Here is a 26,266-nt window from a genome sequence, read left to right as displayed (position 1 = left end):
ACATGAACAAATTCATACGAAATATAATTGCTTTTTCCCTTAAGAATAAAGCATTTACCTTTTTTTGGGTTGGAATATTGGCTGTTGCCGGATTTATTTCCTTCAAAAATATGCCCATAGACGCTTTTCCAGACGTAACGAATACTCAAATTATTATTATTACACAATGGAATGGTAAAAGTGCCGAGGAAGTAGAGCGTTTTGTAACTACTCCTATCGAGATCTCGATGAACTCGGTTCAGAAAAAAACAAGTGTCAGAAGTATTACCATGTTTGGTTTATCCGTTATCAAAATCATTTTTGATGATGGTGTTGATGATACTTTTGCACGTTTTCAGGTAAATAATTTGCTTAAAAATGTTACACTTCCTGATGATGTTGAACCAGACGTTCAGCCGCCTTACGGTCCTACTGGTGAAATTTTCAGATATATTGTAAAAAGTGACAGCCGTGACAGCCGTGAATTGTTGACTTACCAAAACTGGGTTATTGACAAACAATTGCGTGCAGTTCCGGGAGTTGCAGATTTAAACGTTTTTGGAGGTCAAACTAAAACTTATGAAGTTGGCGTTGATCCTGTAAAACTGGCTAAATATAATATTACACCATTGCAGGTTTATAATGCAATTGATGCCGGAAACTTAAATGTTGGTGGTGATATTATTGAAAAAAACGGACAGGCATTTGTGGTTCGTGGTGTTGGACTTCTTAAGTCGATTCAGGATATTGAAAATATTATTGTAGACGATGCAGGCGGAAACCCAATTTTGGTGAAAAATGTAGCTTCTGTTTACGAAAGTTCGATGCCTAGAGTTGGACAAACCGGAATTGGTAAAAATGATGATGCCGTTGAAGGTATTGTTGTAATGCGTAAAGGAGAAAATGCGCAGGAAACTTTAGCTTTAATTAAAGATAAAATAAAGGATTTGAATGAAAATGTGCTTCCGAAGGATATTAAAATTGAAACCTTTTATGATCGTGACAACTTAATGAATTTCACTACCGAAACGGTAATGCATAATTTATTTGAAGGTATTATTCTGGTTACATGTGTTGTGTTTCTTTTCATGGCCGACTGGAGGACTACTTTTACCGTTTCTATCGTAATTCCGCTTTCTTTATTATTTGCATTTTTATGTTTAAAGATGATGGGAATGAGCGCCAACTTACTGAGTTTAGGTGCAGTCGATTTCGGGATTATCATTGATGGTGCAGTTGTAATGGTCGAAGGATTATTTGTAGTTCTCGATCATCGAGCGCATCAATTAGGAATGAAAGCTTATAATAAAATTGCAAAAGGAAGCATCATTAAGAAAACGGGAACAGAAATGGGTAAAGCTATCTTTTTCTCTAAATTAATTATTATTATCGCTTTACTGCCAATATTCTCATTCCAGAAAGTAGAAGGAAAAATGTTCTCTCCTCTAGCCTACACATTAGGTTTTGCCTTAATGGGAGCATTACTTTTTACCTTGACTTTGGTTCCGGTTTTATCTCATATTTTATTGAATAAAAACGTAAAAGAAAAAAACAATCCGTTTGTAAACTTTTGGGACAGAAATGTTGCAAAAGGTTTTGCCTGGACATTTAAGCATAAAGTAAAAACTTTAGTTATTTCATTAAGTGTAATTATTGCAAGTTTTTTCTCGGCAACATTTTTAGGAACAGAATTTTTACCGCAATTAAATGAGGGAGCATTATGGGTTACGGCTGAATTACCTATGAGTACTTCATTGCCGGAAAGTGTAAAAACCGCGGCAATTATCAGAAAAGATCTGGAAAGTTTTCCTGAAGTAAAAAATGTGCTTTCGCAAACCGGAAGAAGTAATGACGGAACGGATCCTAATGGATTTGGATTTATTCAGCTTCAGGTTGATTTGAAACCAAAATCAGAATGGAAACGAAAAATTACGATGGATGATTTAATTAATGAAATGGATGAGAAATTGAAAGTTCATCAGGGAATTACATATAATTACTCGCAGCCTGTTATTGATAACGTTGCCGAGTCTGTTGCTGGTTTTAAAGCTTCAAATGCTGTTAAAATTTATGGTGATGATTTGGATAAATTAGATGAGTTGTCAAATCAGGTTCTCGAAAAAATTAAAAACATTCCCGGTATTAAAGATGTCGGAATTCTTAGAAATGTTGGACAGCCGGAGATCAGTGTAATTCTGGATCGAGAAAAAATGGCTGCTTATGGTGTAACCTTAAGCGATGCACAGGCAGTTTTAGAATTAGCTTTTGGAGGAAAAACAGCGACTCAAAAATATGAGGATGAAAAGAAATTTGATGTTCGTGTTCGTTTTTCTAAAGAATATCGTAAAGATGAAGAAGATTTAGCCGAGTTAAAAGTACCAACCATCAGCGGAGCAAAAATTCCATTGAAAGAAATCTGTGATATTAAAACGATAACTGGTCCGGCTTTTATTTACAGAGATAATACCAAACGTTTTATTGGTGTAAAATTCTCTGTTCGTGACCGAGATTTAGGAAGTACCATTGCCGAAGCGCAATCTAAAGTGGCAGAAGTAAAAATGCCGCCGGGATATACAACAGGCTGGACTGGAGAATTTGAAAATCAGGTTCGTGCAAGTGCGCGTCTGGCTCAGGTTGTACCAATCAGTTTAATTGGAATATTCGTGCTGTTATTTATTTTGTTTGGAAATTTCAAAGATTCACTGTTAGTTTTAGCCAATGTCCCGTTTGCTGTAATTGGAGGAATTATTGCCTTACACTTAACCGGAATGAATTTCGGAATTTCGGCAGGAGTTGGTTTTATTGCTTTACTGGGAATCTGTATACAGAATGGCGTTATTCTGATATCAGAATTCCATCATAATCTCAAGGCAAAATTCTCACTTGAAGAATCCATTTTTATGGGAGTAAAAGCCAGAACGAGAGCTGTAGTTATGACTGCGCTTATGGCCTCTATAGGTTTAATGCCGGCAGCAATTTCAACCGGAATTGGATCTGAGTCACAAAAACCTCTTGCAATTGTTATTATTGGAGGTCTGGTAACAGCAACAATCCTGACGTTATTAGTATTCCCAATTTTATTCTGGATATTTAACAGAAAAAAACATGCTCCTATAGAATAGAAGTATTTACAATAAAATTAATTTTTGGTTAGATTAATTTGGTTTAGAAAGAAAAAGCACCATTAATAGTAATGGTGCTTTTTTGCTTATATAAATTATTCTACGAACCAATAAAGTACAAAAAAACGGCCATCCGCTCAAAGAAGGCCGTTTGTACTAACTCAAACTTTTTAAACTATTATTATTTTGCGTCTTTCAAAAGAGCAATAGCTTCTGTTGCATTTGATAATTGTGCAAATTTTAATGCTGTATATCCTTTTTCATTTTTATCTGATGGACGAGCACCAGCTGCTAATAAAACTTTAATGATTTCAACTTTGTTGTACCGAGCTGCAGTCATTAATGGAGACATATCGTCTGCTTTTTCGTTTACATTAACACCGTATTCAATGAATTTTTTAACTGTTTCGATATCTCCTTTGCTTACAGCAACTACTAGAGGTGTTCCGTCATCGTATACAGCTGATACTGTAACTTGATTTTTAACAACTGATGTGTTATTTGAAGCTGTTGCAACGTTTACAAATGTTACTAAAGCTAATCCTAAATAAATAACTGAATTTTTCATAATGATTGGGTTTGTTAAATTGATTGATAAATATTTGATTGATAATGAATTGATTTTAAATTCTTGACAAATGTAATCTAATTTTGGTACATTGTATTACAAAGTACCTTGTTTTAACTAATTCTTAACGTTTTATTAATGAATTCGAAATATTGTCTTTCTAAAATTGAAATTCTATATAAAAGACGCTGCAAATGTAGAAATGTTACACGAATTCAAATATTTTTTCAATTTAGAAAGGAGATTTTTTAAGAAAAATTAAAAGTGATACTCTACCTTTTTAACTATACAGTATTATTATACACAAAAAAGGCAGAAATTTTTCATTAAAACAAAATTTTTAAGCAAGATTTTGTGGATTTCTCACTAAAATAAAAAACTTTAGCCACAGGGATATAAAATAAGAAAAATCCTAAAATATAACGAAATAGTTTTCAGTATTAAATCAAAAAAAAGAAGAAATCTTTTAAAATTTTCTCTTATAAATGTTCTTCAAATCAATTTCAAATAAAGTGTAGGGATCATTATAAAATTTAAGAAAATCTGGAGCACTAACCTGTTCTGGAAATGGAGCATAATAATGAGTTGGACTTTTGGCATCATTTCGCCAAACTAAAACATAACAGAGTTCAATTTTTTCTTTTTTTAAGGAATTTAATAACGTTTCTGTCCACCACGTGGCATTTGGAATAGATTCTAAGCCTGTTTCTGTAAAAGCAGCAAGTTTTTTCTTTTGAATAGCAGTATCTGATATTATTTTGAGTTTTTTGATACCTGCTTCTAAATTATATTTTCCATCACATCCAAAATCGCCGTAATCGTCCATTCCAAATAAATCGACATAATCATCTCCGGGATAACGCTCTAAATATTCTGATTCCGAATTAAATCGACTGTCTGGAGAAAAAGCGTAAATAAAATTATGAACTCCTAAAGTATCTCTTAAGTAAGAAACCGTAAACTGCCAGACTTCTATAAAATCTTCACGTGAAGTATACTTTTTTCCCCACCAAAACCAATCACCTTCAAATTCATGAAAAGGTCTGAAAATCATTGGGGCCAATTTTCCGTCTTTTGCTTTTACAGAATGAGCAAAATCGGCAATGGTTTTTAAAATTTCCTTGTATTGTTGATGATGTGAGCCTCCATTTTTAATTAATGACATTGCTGCAACAGAAACAGAATCTTTCCAGTAAAATCCGCCTCCGGAAGCCGGATTATTAAAATGCCATGAAACAGTTGTAATTCCGCCACGTTCATAAGTATCTATAACATTCTTTTTTAAAACTGCTTTTGTCTTTTCAACTTCTTCTTTTGAATGTCTAGAAAAACCGCTGAAATCAATTCCAACCACTGCAGGATGAGAACCGGTAACTAATTTCACATCTGATTTATTGGGTTCATTAGACCATCAGTGGCCATATTCTAAGGCGTGTTGATGACCAAATAGAATATGTTCTTTTGAAATAGCTTTTAAATTATGATATAGAATCCTGGTTTCTTTTGTGGCATTTTTATCAATTTGCGCAAAAAGAAAATGCCCTGTTATCATACATAGAGATAACAAGGCATTTTTTTTATTTGAAATAAAGTTCATGGTTTAAATAGTTAGTTTAAACCCGAAAATTACTATTTAGAAGCTAAGTATTGTAATACGTTTTTATCAATACGTTGGTCAATATTATCAATATCTGCTTTCACAAATTTTTCTCCTAAAATATTCTCGTACAATTCAATATATCTTTCAGAAACTGATTCAATATAAGCATCTGTCATATCTGGAATCTGCTGTCCTTCCTGACCTTGAAAACCGTTTTCGATTAACCAGCGGCGAACAAATTCTTTAGATAATTGTTTTTGCTCCTCTCCTTTTTCTTGTCTTTCTGCATATCCTTCTGCATAAAAATAACGAGAAGAATCAGGAGTATGAATTTCATCAATTAAAACAATTACTCCGTCTTTTGTTTTTCCGAATTCATATTTGGTGTCAACCAAAATTAATCCTCGAGAAGCAGCAATTTCAGTTCCTCTTTGAAATAAGGCGCGAGTATATTTTTCTAAAACTAAATAATCTTCTTCAGAAACAATTCCTTTTGCTAAAATATCTTCACGAGAAATATCTTCATCATGAGAACCATTATCTGCTTTTGTAGTTGGCGTAATAATAGGTTCCGGGAATTTGTCATTTTCTTTTAAACCTTCTGCCATAGCTACTCCGCAGATTTGTTTTCTTCCTGCCGCATATTCTCGAGCCGCATGTCCTGAAAGATAACCGCGAATAACCATTTCTACTTTAAAAGGCTCACATAAATGCCCAACAGCAACGTTTGGATCCGGAGTTGCAATTAACCAATTCGGAACGATATCCTGAGTTAATTCCATAAATTTTGTCGCAATCTGGTTCAAAATTTGTCCTTTATATGGAATTCCTTTTGGTAAAACCACATCAAAAGCCGAAAGTCTGTCAGTTGCTACCATTACTAAAAGATCGTCGTTGATGTTATAAACTTCTCTAACTTTTCCGCGGTAAACTGATTTCTGATTCGGGAAATTAAAGTTTGTGGTTGTAATTGTATTGCTCATTATCTTGTTGTGTTGTTTTTTTATGAATGCAAATTTAAAATTATTTCAGAGAGTTACATCATTAAAGAAAGAGATAAATAAGAAATGTGATTAATTGGGTTTAGTTTGACACGAATTACACGAATTTTTTAACTCCCAAAGAAAGCTTAATTACTTAAACAAATAATTAGTGAAAATTAGTGTAATTGCTTCGCCTGTTCGCTATCGCTCGGGTCGTGGCAAAAAACTCTAGACAAGCTCTTTGTCTAATATTTTTGAAGCGATATATTTTGCTACACCATCTTCGGTATTTGTTTTAATAACTTCTAAATCAGGCAAAGTTTCTTTTAATAATGCAGGGGCATTTCCCATAATTAAACCTTTTCCAGACGCTGATAACATTTGAACATCATTAAAACCGTCTCCAAATGAAACTGCTTCGGCTAAAGTAAAACCTTCTTTTTCCAAAACTTGTTCGATTGCAACGGCTTTATCTATCGATTTGTCCATAAATTCCAAACAAGTTGGCAAACTGAAAGCGTGGTGTAAATGTTCTGAAGAATTGGCTAAAACATCATCCTTTAGTTTTAATAATTTTTCGTGATTATCACATGAAAAGAATATTTTAATGGCCCCAAAATCTTCCAGAGTTTTATAATCTACCAATTCCGGACGATAATTTAATTCTGACTGATAAGCATTCAGTCTTTCATTTATTCTGTTAGTCTGCCAAACACTTTCTTTAAACAAAACCACCGTAATTTCAGGGTCGATTTCAACATTTAAAGCTGCTTTTACAACATCACTGTCTAAGTTAAATGCAAAAAGTTCTTCTTTATTTGGCGAATGAATTCTTGCTCCGTTTGAACTAACTAGATAAACGGGAACTTCAAGCGTTTCAATAATAGCCATTGCATCAAGATGATGACGGCCTGTTGCTACAACTAAAAGATAACCTTGATTGTGAAGTTCCTGAAAAATTGATTTGGTATAATCTGAAATTTTGTGTTGAGGATTGAGTAAAGTTCCATCTAAATCACTTACTACAACTTTTATATTTTTGAGTTTTGTCATATCAATATCAAATATTTATGATGTGCAAATTTACGGCTTTACGCTCAGCTGAGCAAAGATTACAAGCGTTGAAAGCCAAAATTGGAGCAAGTTTATTATTTATTTAACTATTCCGTTAAATACTGCATTTTAAACAATTAAACTTTAATAATTCCTGATTTATATAAATTTATCGCTTTCTGAATAACTAATTCTATTTGTTCTAATGGCAAATCTTCCTCAGAATTAAACATCATAATTTTCATTCTAGAACGCTTTTCCTGAATCAAAAAAGCTTCTTCAAAATGTTTTCCTTCCACAATTCCGATATACGGCTGTTTGAGTTTTTTCTGAATCCATAAATAGCAGAACATTTTTCCTTTATAACAGAAAAACGGCATTCCATATTTTAAAACATGCGTAATGTCTTTGTCTTGTTTTAAGATAATATCTTTTAATGCCAGAAATGTTCCTTTTATAGGCTCTTCTTGGTTTAGGTAGAAATCATCTAGTTGTTTCATTTTTGAGCTTTTGTTTATTTTTAATAAAAGAACTTAAAATTAAAAAAGTTAAAAAGAACATTATTAATTGAATGAAGAAAACTGGGTATAATAAATCTGCTTCAGCATATCTATAACCAAAACTTATAATTGATACAGGAAAAGTAATTAGCAATCCAAATAATGACCAATCACCATAAAACAAATCATCAGGATAAATTGAACATACCGATAATGTTCCTAGTCCCACATAAAATAAAGAGATTCTAAATGCTAAAACATTATCCCCAATGATTTTCTGAAATTTGTTCATATCATAAATTAAATTCATCTCAAAAAAATATTCGTTTTACACATTTCTAAAAAAGAAAATGAGTAAAACGAATATTAATAAATGTTAAAACACATTTTACGATTTACATTTAACATTTCACTAAAAAATAAAACTTAGTCGTGGTTTTCTATTTGCTTATAAGCGTCGATTACCTTTTTCACTAATCTGTGGCGTACAATATCTTTATCATCAAGATAAATAATTCCGATGCCGTCTATATCTTTAAGAACCAAAATAGCTTCTTTAAGACCCGAAATAGTTCTGCGTGGTAAATCGACCTGACCAGGATCTCCCGTAATCATAAACTTGGCGTTTTTTCCCATACGGGTCAAAAACATCTTCATTTGTGAGTGCGTTGTATTCTGCGCTTCATCCAGAATTACAAAGGCGTTATCAAGCGTTCGCCCGCGCATAAATGCCAAAGGCGCAATCTGAATAATTCCTTTTAAAATGTAATCTTCGAGTTTTTCGTTTGGTAACATATCTCTCAAAGCATCATAAAGAGGCTGCATGTAAGGATCTAGTTTTTCTTTCATATCGCCGGGTAAAAAACCAAGATTTTCACCTGCTTCTACCGCCGGACGCGTTAATATAATCCTTTTTACTTCTTTGTCTTTAAGTGCTTTAACAGCCATTGCAACACCCGTGTAAGTCTTTCCGGTTCCGGCAGGTCCAATTGCAAATACCATATCATTTTTTCTGATTGTATCTACCAGTAACTGCTGGTTGGGTGTCATGGCTTTAATAATCTTACCGCCAACTCCGTGAACTAATATTTTGTCATGATCGTATGCTTTTTTTTCATCCTGACCATCACTCATTATTACACGTTCAATTACATTATCATCAATGTTGTTGTATCTGGTAAAATGAAGCATAAGCCTCTGAAATCTCTTTTCGAATTCATCTAAAACATCTTTTTCGCCAAAGGCTTTTAAAGTTGTCCCTCGCGCTACGATTTTAAGCTTTGGGTAGTACTTTTTAATAATTTCAAGATGAGAATCCTGCGCGCCCCAAAAGTCTTTTGGAGCGATGTCTATAAGCTCGATAATTCTTTCGTTCAAATGAGATAAATTTAAATTAAAAATAAATTTGTTTTGAAAATCTATAGTTGTCGGGTATGTTCATATCTTTAAGTGCAATTTGTTTTTTCTACTTTCAATTTGCATTTACTATTATTAGATTTGCATTTCTCAAATTTAATGAAAATTAGATTTAAATACTATCAATAGTTATAAACAAAATGATGTCAATAATTACCCTCACTACTGATTACGGCTTAAAAGACCACTTTGTTGGTTCGCTGAAGGGTAAAATCATTTCTGAACTTCCAGATGCAAAAATTATTGATATTTCGCATGACGTTGATCCATTTAACACAGCCGAAGCAAGTTACATTATTGGAGCCTCTTATCTGAGTTTTCCAAAAGGAACTGTACACTTAATTGGAGTTGATATTGAACGTAATAAAGAGAACCAGCATATCGCGATGCAATGGAACGATCATTTCTTTATTTGTGCCGATAACGGAATTTTAAGCATGCTTACGCAGAAGATTGTGCCGCAAAAAATTGTCGAAATCAATATTCATGATCGTTTTCCTATTGAATTCAGTGATTTGGATATTTTTATTCAAGTGGCCTGTCATATTGCAAAAGGCGGTTTACTGAATGTTATTGGCAAAGAAATTCCAGCGGTTAAAGAAGTAACCGAGTTACAAGCTGTAGTTGCTGCCGATGGAAATTCATTAAAGGGTTACGTTATTTATATTGATCATTTTGGAAACGTGGTAACTAATATTTCTAAAAAACAGTTCTTAGAAGTTTCCCGCGGACGTCCGTATGAAATTGTCATGAAGCCTAAAAGTATCAAAACGATTCTGCCAAATTATTCAGCTATCGCGACTTCTGATAAATACCCAATTAAAACGTATGAAGGTGAGAAACTGGCCATTTTTAATGAAGCTGGTTTTCTTGAGATTGCTATTTTTAGAAGTAATCCTTCAAAAGTGGGTTCTGCAAATAGTTTGTTGGGACTGAATTATCGTGATGTGATTACGATAAAGTTTTCTTAGAAAATTTATAATAAGCTAAAAATCCATATTATGAAATTCAATAAAACACTCTTACTTGGGATATTAATTATTTTACAAACCGCTTGTAATAATTATCAAGATTTAATTGAAATAGACCATTCATCTGAATTAAATCTTCAAGTTAATGAAGCATACAATGAAAGAGGAATTTACATATTAAATAATAAATATTATTTAAACAGTTCCATTAAACTTCCAGAAGACATCAAAGGAATTCAAATCGAAGATGATGCTATTTGGAGACCAAATGGACTAAAAAATATACCTCGCTTATCAGATATTGATGCACCATTCCAAATCTTTAAAGAAAAGAACAACGATTCTATTTATTTAATTAAAGCAAATGACACAATAATTTTGAAGCTAGATAAGCTTATTCAATAATCATTTTGGTATTTTTGCGCACCTGAAAAGCTTTTAGATTTCAATAAATCTAAAATCAACAATCTAAAATCTAAAATTAAACACATGTTTGTCAGAATTGTAAAAATGAGTTTTCATGAAGAAAAAATTCCTGATTTTCTGGAGAATTTTGAATCTGTGAAAGATAAAATACGAAATACAGACGGAAATCGTTTTTTAGAATTGTATCAGGATAAAAATGATAAATGTATTTTCTTTACCTATAGTTATTGGGAAACCGAACAAGATTTAGAAAACTACAGACAATCTGAATTATTTAATACGGTTTGGGATTTTACAAAAAAATTATTCAATGCAAAACCAGAAGCGTGGAGTGTGGATAAATTGGTTAGCTTAAATTAGTTTCATGTTTCAAGTTTCACGTTAAGCGGGCAACATGAAACCTGAAACAATAAAAACAAAAAACACAAATGAAATCAATCATTTTAAGAGAAATAAAATCTTTTTTTGGCTCTCCTATTGGCTATTTGGTCATTGCGATTTTCTTAATCAGCAACGGGCTGTTTTTATGGGTATTTGAAGGAGATTACAATATATTGAATACAGGTTATGCTGATTTAACTCCGTTTTTCACATTAACTCCGTGGATTTTAATTTTCCTGATTCCGGCTGTTACCATGAGAAGTTTCTCTGACGAAAGAAAACAAGGAACTCTTGAATTACTTTTAACCAAACCATTATCGATTTGGGAAATTGTAAACGGAAAATTTTTAGGCTCGTTTTTCCTAATTATTTTAGCGATTATTCCAACTTTCATTTATGTAGAAGTCATTTCGAGTTTAGGTTCACCTGAAGGAAATATCGATATGGGAAGCACAATTGGTTCTTACTTTGGATTGTTATTTTTAATAGCTTCTTATTCAGCGATTGGCATCTTTACTTCTACTCTATCAGAAAATCAAATTGTTTCGTTTATAATTGCTGTGTTTTTATGTTTTTTGTTTTATTTTGGATTTGAAGGTTTGGCGTCATTAGTTCCTGGACAATCGAATATCATTTCGGCATTTGGAATGCAGGATCATTTTAAAAGTATGAGCCGAGGCGTTATTGATACTCGCGATGTAATTTATTTTTTAAGCATCAGCATTTTGTTTTTATCTTTTACCGTTTATCAATTAAAATCTTTTAAAGCGTAATGAAAGCATCTAATAAATTGAATTTAAAAACATTAGGTATTACAATTTTTATTTTAATTGTTTTAAATGTTCTCGGAAGCTTATTCTTTCATCGTTTTGATTTAACGAAAGACAAACGATATACTTTATCGCCAACTTCTTTACAAATTGTAAAACAGGTTAAAAATCCATTGTCTATTAAAATTTATATGCAAGGAGAACTTCCTGCAGATTTTAGACGTTTACAATTGGAAACTAAACAATTACTGGAAGAATTTCAGGCTTACAACAGCAATATTGTTTTCGAATTCGTAAACCCGATGGAAAACGGAGAAGACAATATGGAAGTTATAAAATCCCTTTATCAAAAAGGGCTTACACCAATAAACATTTCTGTCGACGATAAAGGAAAACAATCTCAGGAAATGGTTTTTCCGTGGGCGGTTGCGGTTTACAATAATAAAGAAGTTAATATTCCATTATTAAAAAATATAATGGGAGCTTCGACTACACAAAAAGTAATTGGATCAATTCAGCATTTAGAATATTCGATTGCCGATGCTATTAATAAAATCACCAAAGACAGACAAAAGAAAGTAGCTATTATAAAAGGAAATGGTGAATTATCTGAAATTCATATTGGAAAATTATTGAGACAGATCAAGGAAAGTTATTATATCGGACCGTTTACTTTAGATTCTGTTGCTAAAGATCCAAACGGAACTTTAGCTGCTTTAGAAAAATATGATTTAGCGATAATCTCAAAACCAACTGAAAAATTCTCAGACGAAGAAAAACAAGTTCTGGATCAGTTCATCATGAACGGCGGTAAAACATTATGGCTTATTGATCAGGTTGCGGCAGATATGGACAGTTTATACAATCAGGCAGGCGCAACTTTGGCTTACCCAAGAGATTTGAATTTAAACGATATGTTCTTCAAATACGGCTTCAGAATTAATCCTGATTTGGTCAAAGACGAAAACGGAAGTCCAATAAAACTGGCAACCGGAGAACAAGGAAGTGCTACTCAATATCAGGATTTTATCTGGAAATTTGCGCCGCTGGTTCAGCCGGCAAGCCAGCACCCGATTGTGAAAAATTTAGGCGGAATCAAATTTGATTTTGCAAGTCCGATTGATACCTTGAAAAACGGAATCAAAAAAACAGTTTTATTACAATCGTCTCAATATTCTAAAACAATTGGAACGCCATCAGAAATTAATCTGAATATTGTAACAGAGAAAACTTTGCCAGCGGATTATGCTAATAAAGGAAATATAAATCTTTCTGTTTTATTAGAAGGAAGTTTTCATTCGGCATTTGAAAATCGAGTTTTACCTTTTAAAGAAAGTTCTTTTCTGTCAAAAGGAAAACCAACCAAAATGATCGTTGTTGCCGATGGAGATATTGCCAGAAATCAGTTGGATAAAAACATGATGCCTGTTGAACTGGGCTATGACCAAAGAACCGGAAACCTTTATGACAATAAAGATTTTATGATGAATTGTGTCAATTATCTTCTTGATGATACAGGACTTATTAACATTAGAAGCAAAGATGTTGAACTGCCATTATTGGATAAAGAAAAAGTTTACGAAAATTATACGACAACGCAATTCATAACTATCGGGCTTCCAATCCTTATTTTATTGGTTTTCGGATTGGTATTTACCTTTCTCAGAAAAAGAAAATACAGCCGATAGATGTTAATAAAAAAATTGCGAAACTAAGAATGTTTACGATATATTTGTAATCCGTATCCTTAGCGCCTAAATGCTGGGGAATACATCAAAAAATAAAACAAAAGAGATGAAATTTATAGTATCGAGTTCGTACTTATTAAAACAATTACAAGTTTTAGGTAGTGTAATTAACAGTAACAATACGTTGCCTATTTTAGACAACTTTTTATTTGAACTAAACAATAATGAGTTGACTGTTTCGGCTTCAGATCTTGAAACGACAATGTCGGCTACATTATCAATCGATTCTAAAAGTAAGGGAAGTGTTGCTGTACCGGCAAAGCTTTTACTTGAAATTTTAAAAACATTTCCAGAGCAGCCTTTAACTTTTACTGTTGCAGACAACAATACCGTTGAAATTAGTTCTAACTCAGGTAAATATGCATTAGCATATGCAGCTGGAGAAGAATTTCCTAAGTCTGTAAATCTTGAAGATCCGTCTGTAACTTTAGTTCCTGCTGATGTTTTGGCAACTGCTGTAAGTAAAACAATTTTTGCTGCAGGAAACGATGATTTACGTCCGGTAATGTCTGGAGTATTCTTTCAGTTTTCTCCAGAAGGTTTGACTTTTGTTGCTACAGATGCTCATAAATTAGTAAAATATGCTCGTGCAGATGTAAAAGCATCTCAGGTTGCTGATTTTATTATGCCAAAGAAACCTTTGAATATTTTGAAAAGTATTTTAGGAAGTTCTGATGCTGAAGTAAAAATTGAATACAACGATTCGAATGCGACTTTCTCATTCGACAATTATATCTTAATGTGTCGTTTAATCGACGGAAAATACCCTAATTACGAAGCGGTAATTCCAAAAGAAAATCCAAACAAATTATTAATCGATCGTTCTTTATTTTTAAGTTCTGTTCGTCGTGTTGCGATTTTCTCAAACAAAACTACACACCAAATTCGTTTAAAAATTGCAGGAGCTGAATTAAATGTTTCTGCTGAAGATATTGATTACTCAAACAAAGCAGAAGAAAGATTGACTTGTGATTATCAAGGTGATGATTTACAAATTGGTTTTAACTCTCGTTTCTTAATCGAAATGTTGACAAACCTTCAATCAGATGTGATTATGTTGGAGATGTCATTACCTAACAGAGCTGGAATTTTAACGCCTGCTGACGGTTTAGAAGAAGGTGAAACTGTAACAATGTTGGTAATGCCGGTAATGTTAAATAGTTAACATCAAAACTTCTTTTTGTTACAGGGATTTTTTTTAATTTAAAATTAAAGACATATCATTGTAAAAAAAAAATATCGCTATTAACCAACCATTTTTTATACCTAGAAACCGCAATTCTTTAAAAGAGTTGCGGTTTTTTATTTTTGGTCATTGCGAGGAACGAAGCAATCTCATTTGCAGAGTTCACTTTGAGCCCTTCTACTTCGCTCAGGGTGGCAACTGTTTTCAAATATGATGTCTGTCTAGATAATTTCTCGATACTACGCTGTCAGGCTGAGCGAAGTTGAAGCCCTCTTCACTCCTAACTAAACCCGACAGGTTTTTAAAACCTGTCGGGTTTAACTACAGAAAACATGAAACTTGAAACCTGAAACAATTTTCTGTCTTTTAATCCTTTTTCTTCTTAAAACCGAAATAATAGTTCAGTCCTAATCCTAAAGTTCTGCTATCGTATCTGGTTTCAGTACTTTCCACCTCACCTATCGCTTTTCCCATATTTACACCTGTAAAATATAAATTAACAGCTAAAGAATCATAATTTTTATCTGAAAGAATAATATCGATACCAATTCCAATACCAACAGATTGCTGCCATTCTGTAACAATATCTTTTTGCGTTTTTGATTGAGACGGATTATTTTGATTGATTGTAGTGTAATTCTGCTGCGCTTCAATTTTTGATATATTATAAATAGGCAGGATTTGAAGAAGAACATCTCCGGCACTATATTCTACGCAAGAAAGACAAATTTTAGGCGTAAATCCAAAATTTAGTGCTGATGCTTTTACCTGTGATATATTTGTAATGTTTCCAACAGCATCTAATTTATTATAATCTTCGAGTCTGCCATAATAATAACTAACGCCAAACTCCGGTTTTAAGAACTTATAAACCTGAACCTCTAAACCTAATCCGCCCTGAATATAACCGGATTCTTGAAAATCAGTATGGCGATAAAGTCCTAAATCAATAGAACCTCTAACTTGAGCGTTTAAATGTGCTGAAAATAAGATCAATAAAAAATAGAAAATATTTTTCTTCATAATAATTTTTATAATTACATCTAAATCAACAAATTAGTTTTTATTGACTTTTGTACTAAAAATACTGATTTTTATATATGAAATGATATTTAAACATAAAATAAAACATTTTACTACGCTGAAGTTCTGTCAAAGTTTTAAACTTTGACAGAACTCTTAAAAACCTGAAACATGAAACTTGAAACAAATTTTTTCTGTAATTTTGCACTTATGAAAATAGAAATTTGGTCGGACATCATGTGTCCGTTTTGTTATATCGGAAAAAGACAGTTGGAAACGGCTTTAGCTGAATTTCCAAATAATGAATTTGAAATTGAGTGGAAAAGCTTTCAGCTTGATCCAACTATTACACCACAACCAGAAAAAGACGTTTATACGTATTTAGCGGAACGAAAAGGCATATCTGTTGAACAATCAAGAGAAATGCACAAAGGTGTAGCGGAACGTGCTAAAAGTGCTGGTTTAGATTATAACTTTGATAAAGCGGTTATTTCAAATTCTTTAGAAGCACATAGAATTATTCAATTGGCTAAGACTAAAAAGTTAGGCGATGAAATGGAAGAAATCTTCTTTAAAGCTTATTTTACAGAAGGAAGAGACTTAAACGACGGTCCAACTTTAATTGAATTAGCTGAAAAAGCCGGATTGAGTAAAAATGATGTTTTGGAAGTTCTGGAAAGCGAAAGTTTATATTTAAAAGAAGTTCAAAGCGATATTAAAGAAGCACAGGAAATTGGTGTGCAGGGAGTTCCTTTCTTTGTTTTTGATAGGAAGTATGCGGTTTCTGGAGCTCAGCCTGTTGAAGCTTTTGTTCAAACAATTAAAGAAGGGTTAAAATAATTTAAATGAAATAGTTAAAACAAAACGGATGAGTAAATTGCTCATCCGTTTTTGTTTTAAATCTAATCACAAAGAAAACTTACTGCTCCTAATAAGGCCGCAATTTCATTATCTGTAGAAATGGAAACAAGTACCTCAATACCTGATTCTTTTATTGTTTTATTAAATGAAGACAGAAATAAATCACTTGCATTAGCAATTTTTCCTCCCACAATAATATGATCTGCTGAAAAATTCTTTATCCACGGAATTACAACTGCTGCCAAATCTTCGCCCATTGTTTCAAAAACTTTTACAGCTTGCTGATCTCCGTTTTTAGCTAAATTATAAAGCTCTAAACCATTCTTAAGCGAAAAACCACTTAAAGTTTTATAATGAGATAAAAGACCGCGCACTGAAACATAATCTTCGGCAATACCTCCTTTATATTCAAGATTGTAAATTTCTCCATCTGTTGGTACCTTGTTTCCTGTACTTACTGAAACTCCTTTGTCAATAAAACAAGCGCCTAATCCGGTTCCTAAAGTAACTGCCATTACCTTTTTAGAAAGATTTTCCTGTTGCTTAAAAACTTCTCCTTTTCCAAAACAAACGGCATCATTTTCAAAAAGCACCGGAAAATCATTTGAAAAGTTTAGATTTTCTAAAAGTAGATTTCTTATATTCAATCCATAAAAATGTTCGTATTTAGATTGATCTTTAATCCAGCAGATTCCTTTTTCATAATCAAATGGACCGGGCATACAAACTGCAATTCCTGTAATATTATTTACTTTTGAATTTTCAATTGAAGTAGAGATCACTCTTTTCCAGATATTCATTACCTGATCGACAGGTAAATTAGAGTCAAATGATTCTTTATATAATGAAAGTTCCATAACTTTCATTTCTGTTTTATTGATAACTGCTGCGGTAATATGTGTTCCTCCTATATCTAGCCCAATGGCATATGATGTATTCATTCTTAATCGTTTAGCTTTTAGTACTAGATATTTTTATCTTTTAAAATTTGAGGATAATGAATACTGGTGTGCACAATCATTTCTCCAAATAATGTATTTGCCCATGCAAACCATTTACGGGTAAATTTGTTTACATCGTCTTTATGAAATGATTCGTGCATAAATCCTGTATCGGCATTTGTTTTAATCAAATTGCTGATGCATGTTTTAATTTCTTTTTCGTCTACACTTGTAATCGCTCTCAAAACAATACTCATAGGCCAGATTGTATCAACTCCCGTGTGCGGGCCGCCAATTCCTTCTCCAGCTTTTCCTTTATAGAAAAAAGGATTGTTTTCTGATAATACCACCTTACGGGTATTTAGATATAAAGGATCATTTGGAGCAATCGCACCCAAATAAGGAAGTGATAATAATGAAGGAACATTAGCATCATCCATCATATGGAAACTCCCGTATCCGTTTACTTCGAAAGCAATGATTTTTCCAAATTTTGGATGTTCTATGATTCCGTTTTCTTTTAAACCTTTTTGTACCTGATCTCTTAATTCTGCAGCTTTGGCAACCAAATCATTGTCTTTTAAAGCTGGTAAAGAAAAAATCTCGATCAAATAACCTAATATTTCGATCGCAAACATATTGCTTGGAATTAAATATCCAAACAAAGTGCTGTCGTCGCTTGGTCTGAAAGTAGAAACAATTAATCCGCAAGGTTTTACAGGATAACCGTAACCACCTAACGGAACTCCATCTGTAGCCCAGGCCGTTTGACGCTGAAAACTATACGGCCCGCCTTTTCCATCCAGTCTTTGCTGTTCTTTAAAAGTCTGCAGAATTAGCAGCATCGCTTCTTTCCATTTTGCATCAAACAAACTGATGTCTCCGGTTTCTTTCCAATAGCCGTGTGCTAATCGAACCGGATAACACAAGCTGTCAATTTCCCATTTTCTTTCGTGAATTCCGGGCTGCATTTTAGTCAGGTCATTTTTCCATTCGCTTTCTTTCGTAAAATCTTTATAAAAAGCATTCGCATAAGGATCAAGTAAAATACATTTTGCCTGACGGTTGATTACTCCTTTTACCAGTTCGGCCAGTTTTGGATCTTCTTTTACAAACGGAATATAAGGCCAAATCTGCGCTGTACTGTCACGCAGCCACATTGCATCAATATCTCCTGTAATTACATAAGTATCGGGCTTGCCGTCAATGATTTCAAAATCGACTGTAGTGTCCAGCGTATTTGGAAAACAGTTTTCAAATAACCAGGCCAGTTCCGGATTTCCTATTTGTTTTTTGATTCTCACAATTGCCGCTTCAACTGCTTTACTTGTAAATTTTCTTTCGGCTAATGGAGGTCTTTTGCTGATAAAATCTTTTAAAGGAAACTGAAAAGCATCTGAATTAAGTCCAAATACATCGGTTTGAAGTGCTAATAATCCTGCGGAAAAGATTCCTGTATTTTTTATAAATTTTCTACGTGACTGCATAAATTTTACTTTGAAGTTGAATAAGAATATGGAAACGCCTCTGATGTCGTACCTCTTTTTAAATTTGGAGAACTTGTCATATCAAAATTCAGTTCTCCACCTTTTAATACATCAAAATGGTTGATATAATTTTTAGTATAAGTTGCATTATCCCATTTCAATTCATTTACATACTTGCTTACATCTGAATTATTTGGGGCATTAATAATAAGCTGTTTTCCGTTTTCAAGCTGTAAAGTTGTTTTCTTAAATAATGGTGCACCTAAAACGTATTCTTCAGTTGCCGGACAAACCGGGTAAAATCCCATTGCAGAGAAAATATACCAGGCAGAAGTCTGTCCATTATCTTCATCTCCGCAATATCCATCAGGAGTTGGTTTGTACAAACGGTTCATTACTTCTCTTGACCAGTATTGTGTTTTCCAAGGCTCGCCTGCATAATTGTATAAATAAATCATATGTTGAATAGGCTGGTTTCCGTGTGCATACTGTCCCATATTCATGATTTGCATTTCTCGTATTTCATGAATAACTGCTCCGTAATAACTATCATCAAAAACCGGAGGTGTTGTAAATACAGCATCTAGTTTTGCGGCAAATTTTTTCTCGCCGCCCATCAAATCAATTAAACCTTGAATATCATGAAATACACTCCAGCTGTAATGCCAGCTGTTTCCTTCTGTAAAAGCGTCTCCCCATTTAAAAGGGTTAAAATTGGGTGGAAAACTGCCATCTTTATTTCGCCCGCTCATTAATCCGATAGATGGATTAAATAGCTTTTTGTAATTCATCATTCGTTTTTCAAGCAGATTGATTTCTTTTTTCGGACGATCTAAGGCTTTTGCTAATTTCCAGATTGCAAAATCATCATAAGCATATTCAAGCGTTCTGGCTGCATTTTCATTAATCTCAACATCATAAGGCACATATCCTAAAGTATTGTAATACTGTACTCCTTTTCTACCTACAGCTTCTAGCGGGCCTTCGTTATTGGCTCCGTGCTGTAAAGCTTCATATAAGGTATTAATATCATAACCGCGTAATCCTTTTATATAAGCATCAGAAACTACAGAGGCAGAATTATTTCCCACCATAACATTTCTAAAACCCGGACTAGACCATTCTGGTAAAAATCCACCTTCTTTATAATCATTTATTAAACCTTCCTGCATTTCTTTATTGATAGAGGGATAAACTAAATTTAGCAAAGGATATAACGCACGGAATGTATCCCAAAAACCTGTTCCTGCATACATATATCCAGGCAGAACTTTTCCGTTATAGGGGCTGTAGTGCACAATTTCTCCGTCTTTGTTTATTTCATATTGTTTTTGTGGAAAACAAACGGTGCGATATAAGCAGGAATAGAAAGTTTTTAGCTGATCTTCGTTTGTATCTTCTACAGCAATCTTTCCTAAAACTTTGTTCCATTCGTTTTTAGATTGGGCTAAGGTTTCTTCGAAAGATGCTGCACCTAATTCGTTTTTTAAAGTAAGCTCTGCCTGTTCTGGGCTTATAAATGAGGAAGCCACTTTTACGTTGACTTTTTCTCCTTTTTTAGTTTTAAAACCAACTACTGCACCTGTATGAAGCCCAAATGCTTCTAATTTATCTTTTGTCAGCACTTTGTCAGTCCAGGTTGAATTGTCTGCAAATGGTTTATCGAATACTAGTACAAAATAGTTTTTGAAATTTTGAGGAACTCCGCCGCTATTACGAGTTGTATAACCAATAATTTTATTTTCTGATGGAATTATTTTAATATAAGATCCTTTGTCGAATGCATCAATAACAATTGAAGATTTTTCGTTTTCAGGAAATGTAATCTGAAAATGTGCTGCTCGTTCTGTTGTTGTTATTTCTGTTGTCACATCATAATCAGCTAAATAAACGCTGTAATAATATGGTTTTGAAACTTCTGCTTTATGACTGAACCAACTCGCTCTTTCATCTTCGGCGAAAGCCAGTTTACCTGTAACGGGCATTATTGAAAACTGACCGTAATCATTCATCCACGGTGAAGGCTGGTGTGTTTGTTTAAATCCCCTAATTTTTTCTGCGGTATAAGTATACGCCCATCCGTCACCCATTTTACCGGTCTGCGGAGTCCAGAAATTCATTCCCCAAGGTCTGCAGATTGCGGGATAGGTATTTCCGTTGGAAAGATTATGCAGCGACTGTGTTCCCATTAACGGGTTTACATATTCTACGGGTTCTTTAACTTGTGCATTTACAGAAATGCAATACTGCATTAATCCAAAAAAAATTAAACTTTTTATTTTCATAATTTTATTTTTTATGCCATACGCTTTAAGCTTTAGGCTGTAAGCTTTAAACTAAATTATACCTACAGGGTTTTAAAAATCTTGCAGGAAACTGAATGATGCTGCTTCTAAAATCTATATTCTAAAATCTAAAATCCTAAAGTGGTCTGTTTTCTTTCTTTACTCCAAATGTTAAGGAAGGCTTGCTTCCCATATATAATTTCAATTCTCCGCCTTGAGCTATCATTTCTTGTGTGATATATGATTTTGTATACGGTTTTCCGTTATACTCTGCATTTTGGATATAAATATTATCTGCACTATTATTAATCGCATTTACAGTAAATGAAATCCCTTTTTTATGATGAATAACAGCGGTATTTACTAACGGGCTTCCTAAAACGTAAATTCCGTTTGCAGGATTTACAGAATAAAATCCCATTGAGGATAAAACATACCAAGCCGACATTTGACCTAAATCTTCATTGCCGCATAATCCGTCTGGTTTTGTAGAGTAAAATTTATCATCTATTTCGCGGATCAATTTTGCCGTTTTCCAAGGCTGTCCTGCATAAGCATATAAATACGGAATGTGATGATTTGGTTCATTTCCATGAGCGTACTGCCCTATTAATCCGCTGATATCTGGTGAAACATCTTCTCCTTCTACTTTATCGGTTATTAAAAATAGAGAATCCAGTTTGTTTAAAAATGCTTCTTCACTTCCAAATAATTCGATTAAACCATAAGGATCCTGAGGAACTAACCAAGTATACTGCCATGCATTTCCTTCTACATAATCATCTTTTCGGTGTGCCGATGAAAGCGGATTAAATGGTGTTCTCCATTTTCCATTGGTTAATTTACCTCTCATGAAAGTGGTTTCTTTATCAAAATATAGCTTATATAAATTGGCTCTTTTGGTGAAATAAGCGTAATCTTCCGTTTTATTTAATGCTTTAGCCATTTGTGCAATACAATAATCATCGATTGCGTATTCAAGCGCATTTCCAACAGATTCCAGCATTTTATCGGCAGGGATATATTCTAATTTCTGAACATAATCCATTCCGTCACGGGTTTGCATGGCTGTTTTTTTGATAGCTTCGTAAGCCAATTCGGTATCATAATCTCGATATCCTTTTAAGTAGGCATCGACAATAACGGCGATTGAATGATTTCCATTCATTGTGTTGGTTTCGTTACCCATTAAATGCCAAACCGGTAATCTTCCCTGCTGCTGATAAATTGCTAAAAATGATTTAACAATATCATTAATTTTTTCCGGCTGTGTAATTGTGTATAAAGGATGTAAACCGCGATACGTATCCCAAAGCGAAAAAGTAGTGTAGTTTGTAAAATTTGCTTTTTCGTAGACTTTTTTATCTGTTCCCAAATAATCTCCGTTAGCATCATTGAAGATCGATGGTGCAAACATTGTATGATACAAAGAAGTATAAAAAACTTTCATTGTTTTTTCATCTCCTTTTATCTGAATTTTATTGAGTTCTTTGTTCCATTTTGAATTGGCTTCTTTTGCTGTTTTATCAAAATCCCAATTCGGAATCTCAGCTTTAATATTGGCAGCGGCATTCTCTGAACTTACCGGAGATATTCCAACTTTTACCAGAATTTGTTTGTTTTTTAAGGCTGCAAAATCTAATACTGCTTTCATTTTTAAACCCTCACCTCCATGACCTCTTACCACAGCTGTACTGTCGTATAAAGCAAGATTTGCAATTGGTTCAGAAAATTCCATGGCAAAATAAATACGCTGATCTGCCGCCCAGCCTGCTGAATAACGATAACCTTCAATTTTAGTTTCATCAACTTTTCTTATAAAAGTTTTTACGGGTCTGTCCCAGCCAATTCCGTCTGCAAGATCAAGTAAAACATGAGCATCATCGGCTGAGTTGAAAGTGTATTTATGAAAACCTACTCTTTCGCTCGCAGTTAATTCTGCTTTGATGTTGTATTTATCTAATAAAACACTGTAATATCCTGGTTTAACAATCTCATTATTATGAGAGAAATAAGAACCATAACCAGTTGTCATATCTTCTTTTGTTCCTTTATTAAGTGCCACTTTTCCTGATACCGGCAAAAGCAAAATATCATTTAAATCACCAATTCCTGTTCCGCTTAAATGAGTATGCGTAAAGCCTAAAATTGTATTACTGGCGTAATTATATCCGCTGCACCAATCCCAGCCTTCAAATACATTTACCGGACCTAATTGTACTGCTCCAAACGGAACATTAGCGCCAACAAATACGTGACCGTGACCTGCTGAACCTATCAGCGGATTTACATATTGTGTGTAATTTATGTCTGTTTGTTTTGTTTGTTTTGCCTTTTTATGCTGTGATATTGCTGGATTGGCAAAAAATAGATTTAAAGCCAAGAAGCCGATAATTGCTATTCTCATATATTTTTTAATCTTTTTATGTTTGTTTGTCTATCGTTTAGCCCACAAATGACACGGATTAAACTGATTTACACAAATATTTTTTAATTCTTTGCGGAGACGCACTGCTGAACGCCTCTAAGGAAAACCTTTATCGCTATGTTATTTTGAACCTTTGTACCTTAAATTAGTACTTTTTCAAAACTTCATATAAAGAAAGAATCTTAATCTCTGGATTAACAATTTTTCCATCGAATGAAATTATTTTCTCTTCTCCGGCGGCTAAATCTATATAATTATCACTCCATTTTCCGGTATATGCTTTTATGGAAATATAAACATATTTTGCCCGCTTTTGGGCTTTCAAAATAACTTTATTTCCTTTTATCTTCCAGCTTATTTTCGGGTCTTCTAATTTTAAATCTATTGGGCGTGTAAGATCAATTTCTGGCGTTTTATCATCTCTGTACGCTTCCCGAATGGCATACCAGGCCGCTTTTGGCTGTCGGTTATCATAATCGGTTATGCTCCAGCTTGCAACGGGCCAGCAGTCGTTTAACTGCCAGACTAAAGTTCCCATATTATAGGGCGCTTTAGATCGATGAATGCCTACGATATTTTTTATCGAATAATATTGTAAACACTGTGTTAAATAGGTATAATCTTCCACATTCATCTTTTTTATTTTGGTTGAATCTATAAAATATCGGTTCAAATACGAATTCAGCTTTATAAATCCTTTGCCTGATTTTTGATGCGCTTTTATTACATCTGAATATAAATGTCGGTCTTCCGGTAATGTAAAATTTTCTGTAGACGAATAATTCGGCATAGACAACATTCCATATTCACTCACAAATCGTCCTGTTTTTTTCTGTGTCGCTTCAATATCTTCTAATCCCCACCATAAACCCCAATAATGACTATCACCTTCCGTAATACTTTTTTGTTTAGACCAATGATGTAAAGGCGAAGAACTTAAATACGGACGTTTATCATCTACTTCTTTAACCCATTTTGGAATACTATCGTGAAATAAACGAACGTAATCGTGCCACAAACGGGTAGAATCTTGTTTTGACAATTTCATGCTTCTCATCCAGCCCCAGTTTTTAAAGGCTTCATCAGATTCGTTATTACCGCACCACAAAACTATACTTGGATGATGACGCAGACGTTTTACCTGATACTGCACTTCTTGTTTTACATTATCAAAAAATGCTTTATCTCCGGGAACCATTGTACCGGCAAACATAAAATCCTGCCAGACATTAATGCCGTATTTATCGCATAAATCATAAAAATAATCGTCTTCATAAATTCCGCCGCCCCAAACACGAAGCATATTCATATTAGCATATTTGGCAGATAAAATTACTTTTTCATATTCTTTTTTGGTTACCCGAGAAAGAAATGCATCTGACGGAATATAATTAGCACCTTTCATATAAACAGGTTTTCCATCAATTTTAAAATAAAAAGATCGGCCAAGACTATCCGGTTCTTGTACTAATTCTATTTTGCGATTAAGAACGTATGGTTTCTCTGGAGTTTTTTCATCATAAGCTTCAAGCCTCGGCGTTTTCCAAATTCCGCATGTTGTGAATTTTGGTCCCCAATCCCATCCAAAATGATACTGCGCTTTACGAACGTAAGCACGTGGATTATCTGGAATTTTAAAAGGCAAATCTTTTTTAGCAAGTGAATCAACAACATTTTGTGCCGATTGAAATACTATAACTAAATTATTATCACCAGATTTGATTACTTTTTTAACATCTACCCGCCATTGACGAAACATATTATCGGCCTTTAAAACCAGCTGATTATTAAGATATACAGATGCGTACGTATCTAATCCGTCAAAAATCAATTCTGTGTTTTTCTTTTTCAGCATTACTGCTGAAGCCTTGAATGTGGTTTTGTATTCCCAGTTTTTACGTTCTATCCACAATAATTTTTTTTCGTTGTCCCTGTAAAATGGATCCGGAATTAATTTATTGTTTAATAAATCTGTATGGATTTCTCCGGGAACTGTCGCTGGAAACCACTTTTGTGTTTTTTCTTCCCGATAACTCCAATTGTTCTTCAAATCAACATTTTGCGCAAGTGCTGTCAATGAAAAATTTGAAAGACAAGGGAAGATTATCCAAAGAAGTTTTGTTTGAAAATTCATTTTATTCTAATACTATTTATACCTTTTAAAGTTACTAAAAAAGGTACAACATTTTAATCATTTGGCAGTTTAGAGAAGGAATTGAACGTACTAAAGTTATTCCTTCTCCTTAGAATTTATTTTTCGTTATTAACTCAAAAAAACAACTGGAAATATTTTCTTTTACTACTGCCTTATGTATGCTTTTAATTTGATTTGTGTTGTTTTTAATTCTGATTATCAATGAACTTTAAAAATCGGTATCGTTCTGAGATTTTTTTTTATTTTTTGAAGATAATCCCATCTTTTTCAGCAGAGCACTCTTTGCGGCTGCGAAAAAAAAGGTATTTAAATCAATAAATCAAACTCGTTTAATACGGATTGTTATTACCCCATTTATAAAGAGATTTAAAAATAAGCCGGGC

General features: G+C 33.5%; 21 protein-coding genes. 8 read left to right on the top strand and 13 right to left on the bottom strand.

Annotation, left to right across the window (positions count from 1 at the left end; translation table 11 throughout):
- Positions 1-2: 2 nt before the first annotated feature.
- Positions 3-3,101, top strand: coding sequence for an efflux RND transporter permease subunit (locus ASD98_RS03280; RefSeq protein ID WP_056200181.1), 3,099 nt, complete (start codon positions 3-5; stop codon positions 3,099-3,101).
- A gap of 181 nt (positions 3,102-3,282) precedes the next feature.
- Here the strand turns inward: ASD98_RS03280 and ASD98_RS03275 are convergent, their stop codons facing one another.
- From ASD98_RS03275 to ASD98_RS03245, 7 genes are all read right to left on the bottom strand, one after another.
- The gene (locus ASD98_RS03275; RefSeq protein WP_056200178.1) at positions 3,283-3,669 is read right to left on the bottom strand and encodes an ankyrin repeat domain-containing protein; all 387 of its coding nucleotides are present in this window, start codon (positions 3,667-3,669) and stop codon (positions 3,283-3,285) included.
- 466 nt (positions 3,670-4,135) lie between these two features.
- The gene (locus tag ASD98_RS03270; protein WP_242412069.1) at positions 4,136-5,053 is read right to left on the bottom strand and encodes a glycoside hydrolase family 26 protein; all 918 of its coding nucleotides are present in this window, start codon (positions 5,051-5,053) and stop codon (positions 4,136-4,138) included.
- A gap of 245 nt (positions 5,054-5,298) precedes the next feature.
- On the bottom strand, positions 5,299-6,252 hold the full coding sequence (locus tag ASD98_RS03265; RefSeq protein ID WP_056200175.1) for a phosphoribosylaminoimidazolesuccinocarboxamide synthase: 954 nt from the start codon (positions 6,250-6,252) through the stop codon (positions 5,299-5,301).
- A gap of 228 nt (positions 6,253-6,480) precedes the next feature.
- Entirely contained in the window at positions 6,481-7,305 is an 825-nt protein-coding gene (locus ASD98_RS03260; RefSeq protein WP_056200172.1) for a Cof-type HAD-IIB family hydrolase, read from the bottom strand.
- A 137-nt stretch (positions 7,306-7,442) separates the two neighbouring features.
- Positions 7,443-7,805 (bottom strand): DUF1801 domain-containing protein, encoded by a 363-nt coding sequence (locus tag ASD98_RS03255; RefSeq protein ID WP_056200168.1) that lies wholly within the window; start codon positions 7,803-7,805, stop codon positions 7,443-7,445.
- Positions 7,789-8,097: a hypothetical protein gene (locus tag ASD98_RS03250; RefSeq protein ID WP_157849136.1), complete on the bottom strand. Its 309-nt coding sequence runs from the start codon at positions 8,095-8,097 to the stop codon at positions 7,789-7,791. The genes ASD98_RS03255 and ASD98_RS03250 overlap by 17 nt, the downstream gene beginning before the upstream one ends.
- Positions 8,098-8,231: 134 nt before the next feature.
- On the bottom strand, positions 8,232-9,182 hold the full coding sequence (locus ASD98_RS03245) for a PhoH family protein (protein WP_053472652.1): 951 nt from the start codon (positions 9,180-9,182) through the stop codon (positions 8,232-8,234).
- A gap of 182 nt (positions 9,183-9,364) precedes the next feature.
- Here ASD98_RS03245 and ASD98_RS03240 point away from each other — a divergent pair, with 182 nt between their 5' ends.
- From ASD98_RS03240 to dnaN, 6 genes are all read left to right on the top strand, one after another.
- Positions 9,365-10,192: an S-adenosyl-l-methionine hydroxide adenosyltransferase family protein gene (locus tag ASD98_RS03240; protein ID WP_056200162.1), complete on the top strand. Its 828-nt coding sequence runs from the start codon at positions 9,365-9,367 to the stop codon at positions 10,190-10,192.
- A 30-nt stretch (positions 10,193-10,222) separates the two neighbouring features.
- Entirely contained in the window at positions 10,223-10,597 is a 375-nt protein-coding gene (locus ASD98_RS03235) for a hypothetical protein (RefSeq protein WP_056200159.1), read from the top strand.
- A gap of 84 nt (positions 10,598-10,681) precedes the next feature.
- Complete coding sequence (locus ASD98_RS03230; protein WP_056200155.1) at positions 10,682-10,978, top strand: putative quinol monooxygenase; 297 nt, start codon at positions 10,682-10,684, stop codon at positions 10,976-10,978.
- A 68-nt stretch (positions 10,979-11,046) separates the two neighbouring features.
- Positions 11,047-11,772, top strand: a complete 726-nt coding sequence (gene gldF / locus ASD98_RS03225) for a gliding motility-associated ABC transporter permease subunit GldF (protein ID WP_056200153.1) — start codon at positions 11,047-11,049, stop codon at positions 11,770-11,772.
- Positions 11,772-13,457, top strand: coding sequence for a gliding motility-associated ABC transporter substrate-binding protein GldG (gene gldG, locus ASD98_RS03220; protein WP_056200149.1), 1,686 nt, complete (start codon positions 11,772-11,774; stop codon positions 13,455-13,457). Before gldF ends, gldG begins: the two co-directional genes overlap by 1 nt.
- Before the next feature lie 106 nt (positions 13,458-13,563).
- Entirely contained in the window at positions 13,564-14,682 is a 1,119-nt protein-coding gene (dnaN, locus tag ASD98_RS03215; protein WP_056200207.1) for a DNA polymerase III subunit beta, read from the top strand.
- Positions 14,683-15,069: 387 nt separating this feature from the next.
- Here the strand turns inward: dnaN and ASD98_RS03210 are convergent, their stop codons facing one another.
- Complete coding sequence (locus ASD98_RS03210) at positions 15,070-15,726, bottom strand: hypothetical protein (protein ID WP_056200146.1); 657 nt, start codon at positions 15,724-15,726, stop codon at positions 15,070-15,072.
- Positions 15,727-15,936: 210 nt separating this feature from the next.
- Here ASD98_RS03210 and ASD98_RS03205 point away from each other — a divergent pair, with 210 nt between their 5' ends.
- Entirely contained in the window at positions 15,937-16,566 is a 630-nt protein-coding gene (locus tag ASD98_RS03205; protein ID WP_056200204.1) for a DsbA family protein, read from the top strand.
- Between the two features lie 62 nt (positions 16,567-16,628).
- Here ASD98_RS03205 and ASD98_RS03200 read toward each other — a convergent pair whose 3' ends face one another.
- The 5 genes from ASD98_RS03200 to ASD98_RS03180 all read right to left on the bottom strand — a co-directional run bounded on the left by ASD98_RS03200 (position 16,629) and on the right by ASD98_RS03180 (position 25,862).
- Positions 16,629-17,528, bottom strand: a complete 900-nt coding sequence (locus tag ASD98_RS03200; RefSeq protein ID WP_056200143.1) for an ROK family protein — start codon at positions 17,526-17,528, stop codon at positions 16,629-16,631.
- A 23-nt stretch (positions 17,529-17,551) separates the two neighbouring features.
- Positions 17,552-19,015 carry a glycoside hydrolase family 125 protein gene (locus tag ASD98_RS03195; protein ID WP_056200141.1) on the bottom strand — a complete coding sequence of 488 codons (1,464 nt, stop codon included), beginning with the start codon at positions 19,013-19,015 and terminating at the stop codon, positions 17,552-17,554.
- 5 nt (positions 19,016-19,020) lie between these two features.
- Positions 19,021-21,300, bottom strand: a complete 2,280-nt coding sequence (locus tag ASD98_RS03190) for a GH92 family glycosyl hydrolase (protein WP_056200137.1) — start codon at positions 21,298-21,300, stop codon at positions 19,021-19,023.
- A 136-nt stretch (positions 21,301-21,436) separates the two neighbouring features.
- On the bottom strand, positions 21,437-23,707 hold the full coding sequence (locus tag ASD98_RS03185; RefSeq protein WP_056200134.1) for a GH92 family glycosyl hydrolase: 2,271 nt from the start codon (positions 23,705-23,707) through the stop codon (positions 21,437-21,439).
- 166 nt (positions 23,708-23,873) lie between these two features.
- On the bottom strand, positions 23,874-25,862 hold the full coding sequence (locus ASD98_RS03180; protein WP_056200131.1) for a glycoside hydrolase family 2 protein: 1,989 nt from the start codon (positions 25,860-25,862) through the stop codon (positions 23,874-23,876).
- Between the last annotated feature and the right edge of the window lie 404 nt (positions 25,863-26,266).

Origin of the sequence: Flavobacterium sp. Root186 (assembly GCF_001428525.1) — a bacterium.
In the GTDB taxonomy this organism is placed as follows: Bacteria; Bacteroidota; Bacteroidia; order Flavobacteriales; family Flavobacteriaceae; genus Flavobacterium.
The sequence above is the reverse complement of the archived record's forward strand: the minus strand, read 5'-3'. Positions and strand labels throughout refer to the sequence as shown.

Excerpts from the sequence above, each read along its gene's own strand:
- ASD98_RS03210 (WP_056200146.1), bottom strand. The coding sequence starts at position 15,726 with ATGAAGAAAAATATTTTCTATTTTTTATTGATCTTATTTTCAGCACAT.
- ASD98_RS03235 (WP_056200159.1), top strand. The coding sequence starts at position 10,223 with ATGAAATTCAATAAAACACTCTTACTTGGGATATTAATTATTTTACAA.
- ASD98_RS03250 (WP_157849136.1), bottom strand. The coding sequence starts at position 8,097 with ATGAACAAATTTCAGAAAATCATTGGGGATAATGTTTTAGCATTTAGA.
- ASD98_RS03240 (WP_056200162.1), top strand. The coding sequence starts at position 9,365 with ATGTCAATAATTACCCTCACTACTGATTACGGCTTAAAAGACCACTTT.
- ASD98_RS03230 (WP_056200155.1), top strand. The coding sequence starts at position 10,682 with ATGTTTGTCAGAATTGTAAAAATGAGTTTTCATGAAGAAAAAATTCCT.
- ASD98_RS03260 (WP_056200172.1), bottom strand. The coding sequence starts at position 7,305 with ATGACAAAACTCAAAAATATAAAAGTTGTAGTAAGTGATTTAGATGGA.
- ASD98_RS03275 (WP_056200178.1), bottom strand. The coding sequence starts at position 3,669 with ATGAAAAATTCAGTTATTTATTTAGGATTAGCTTTAGTAACATTTGTA.
- gldG (WP_056200149.1), top strand. The coding sequence starts at position 11,772 with ATGAAAGCATCTAATAAATTGAATTTAAAAACATTAGGTATTACAATT.
- gldF (WP_056200153.1), top strand. The coding sequence starts at position 11,047 with ATGAAATCAATCATTTTAAGAGAAATAAAATCTTTTTTTGGCTCTCCT.
- ASD98_RS03190 (WP_056200137.1), bottom strand. The coding sequence starts at position 21,300 with ATGAAAATAAAAAGTTTAATTTTTTTTGGATTAATGCAGTATTGCATT.
- ASD98_RS03205 (WP_056200204.1), top strand. The coding sequence starts at position 15,937 with ATGAAAATAGAAATTTGGTCGGACATCATGTGTCCGTTTTGTTATATC.
- ASD98_RS03280 (WP_056200181.1), top strand. The coding sequence starts at position 3 with ATGAACAAATTCATACGAAATATAATTGCTTTTTCCCTTAAGAATAAA.
- ASD98_RS03265 (WP_056200175.1), bottom strand. The coding sequence starts at position 6,252 with ATGAGCAATACAATTACAACCACAAACTTTAATTTCCCGAATCAGAAA.
- dnaN (WP_056200207.1), top strand. The coding sequence starts at position 13,564 with ATGAAATTTATAGTATCGAGTTCGTACTTATTAAAACAATTACAAGTT.
- ASD98_RS03255 (WP_056200168.1), bottom strand. The coding sequence starts at position 7,805 with ATGAAACAACTAGATGATTTCTACCTAAACCAAGAAGAGCCTATAAAA.
- ASD98_RS03195 (WP_056200141.1), bottom strand. The coding sequence starts at position 19,015 with ATGCAGTCACGTAGAAAATTTATAAAAAATACAGGAATCTTTTCCGCA.
- ASD98_RS03185 (WP_056200134.1), bottom strand. The coding sequence starts at position 23,707 with ATGAGAATAGCAATTATCGGCTTCTTGGCTTTAAATCTATTTTTTGCC.
- ASD98_RS03200 (WP_056200143.1), bottom strand. The coding sequence starts at position 17,528 with ATGAATACATCATATGCCATTGGGCTAGATATAGGAGGAACACATATT.
- ASD98_RS03180 (WP_056200131.1), bottom strand. The coding sequence starts at position 25,862 with ATGAATTTTCAAACAAAACTTCTTTGGATAATCTTCCCTTGTCTTTCA.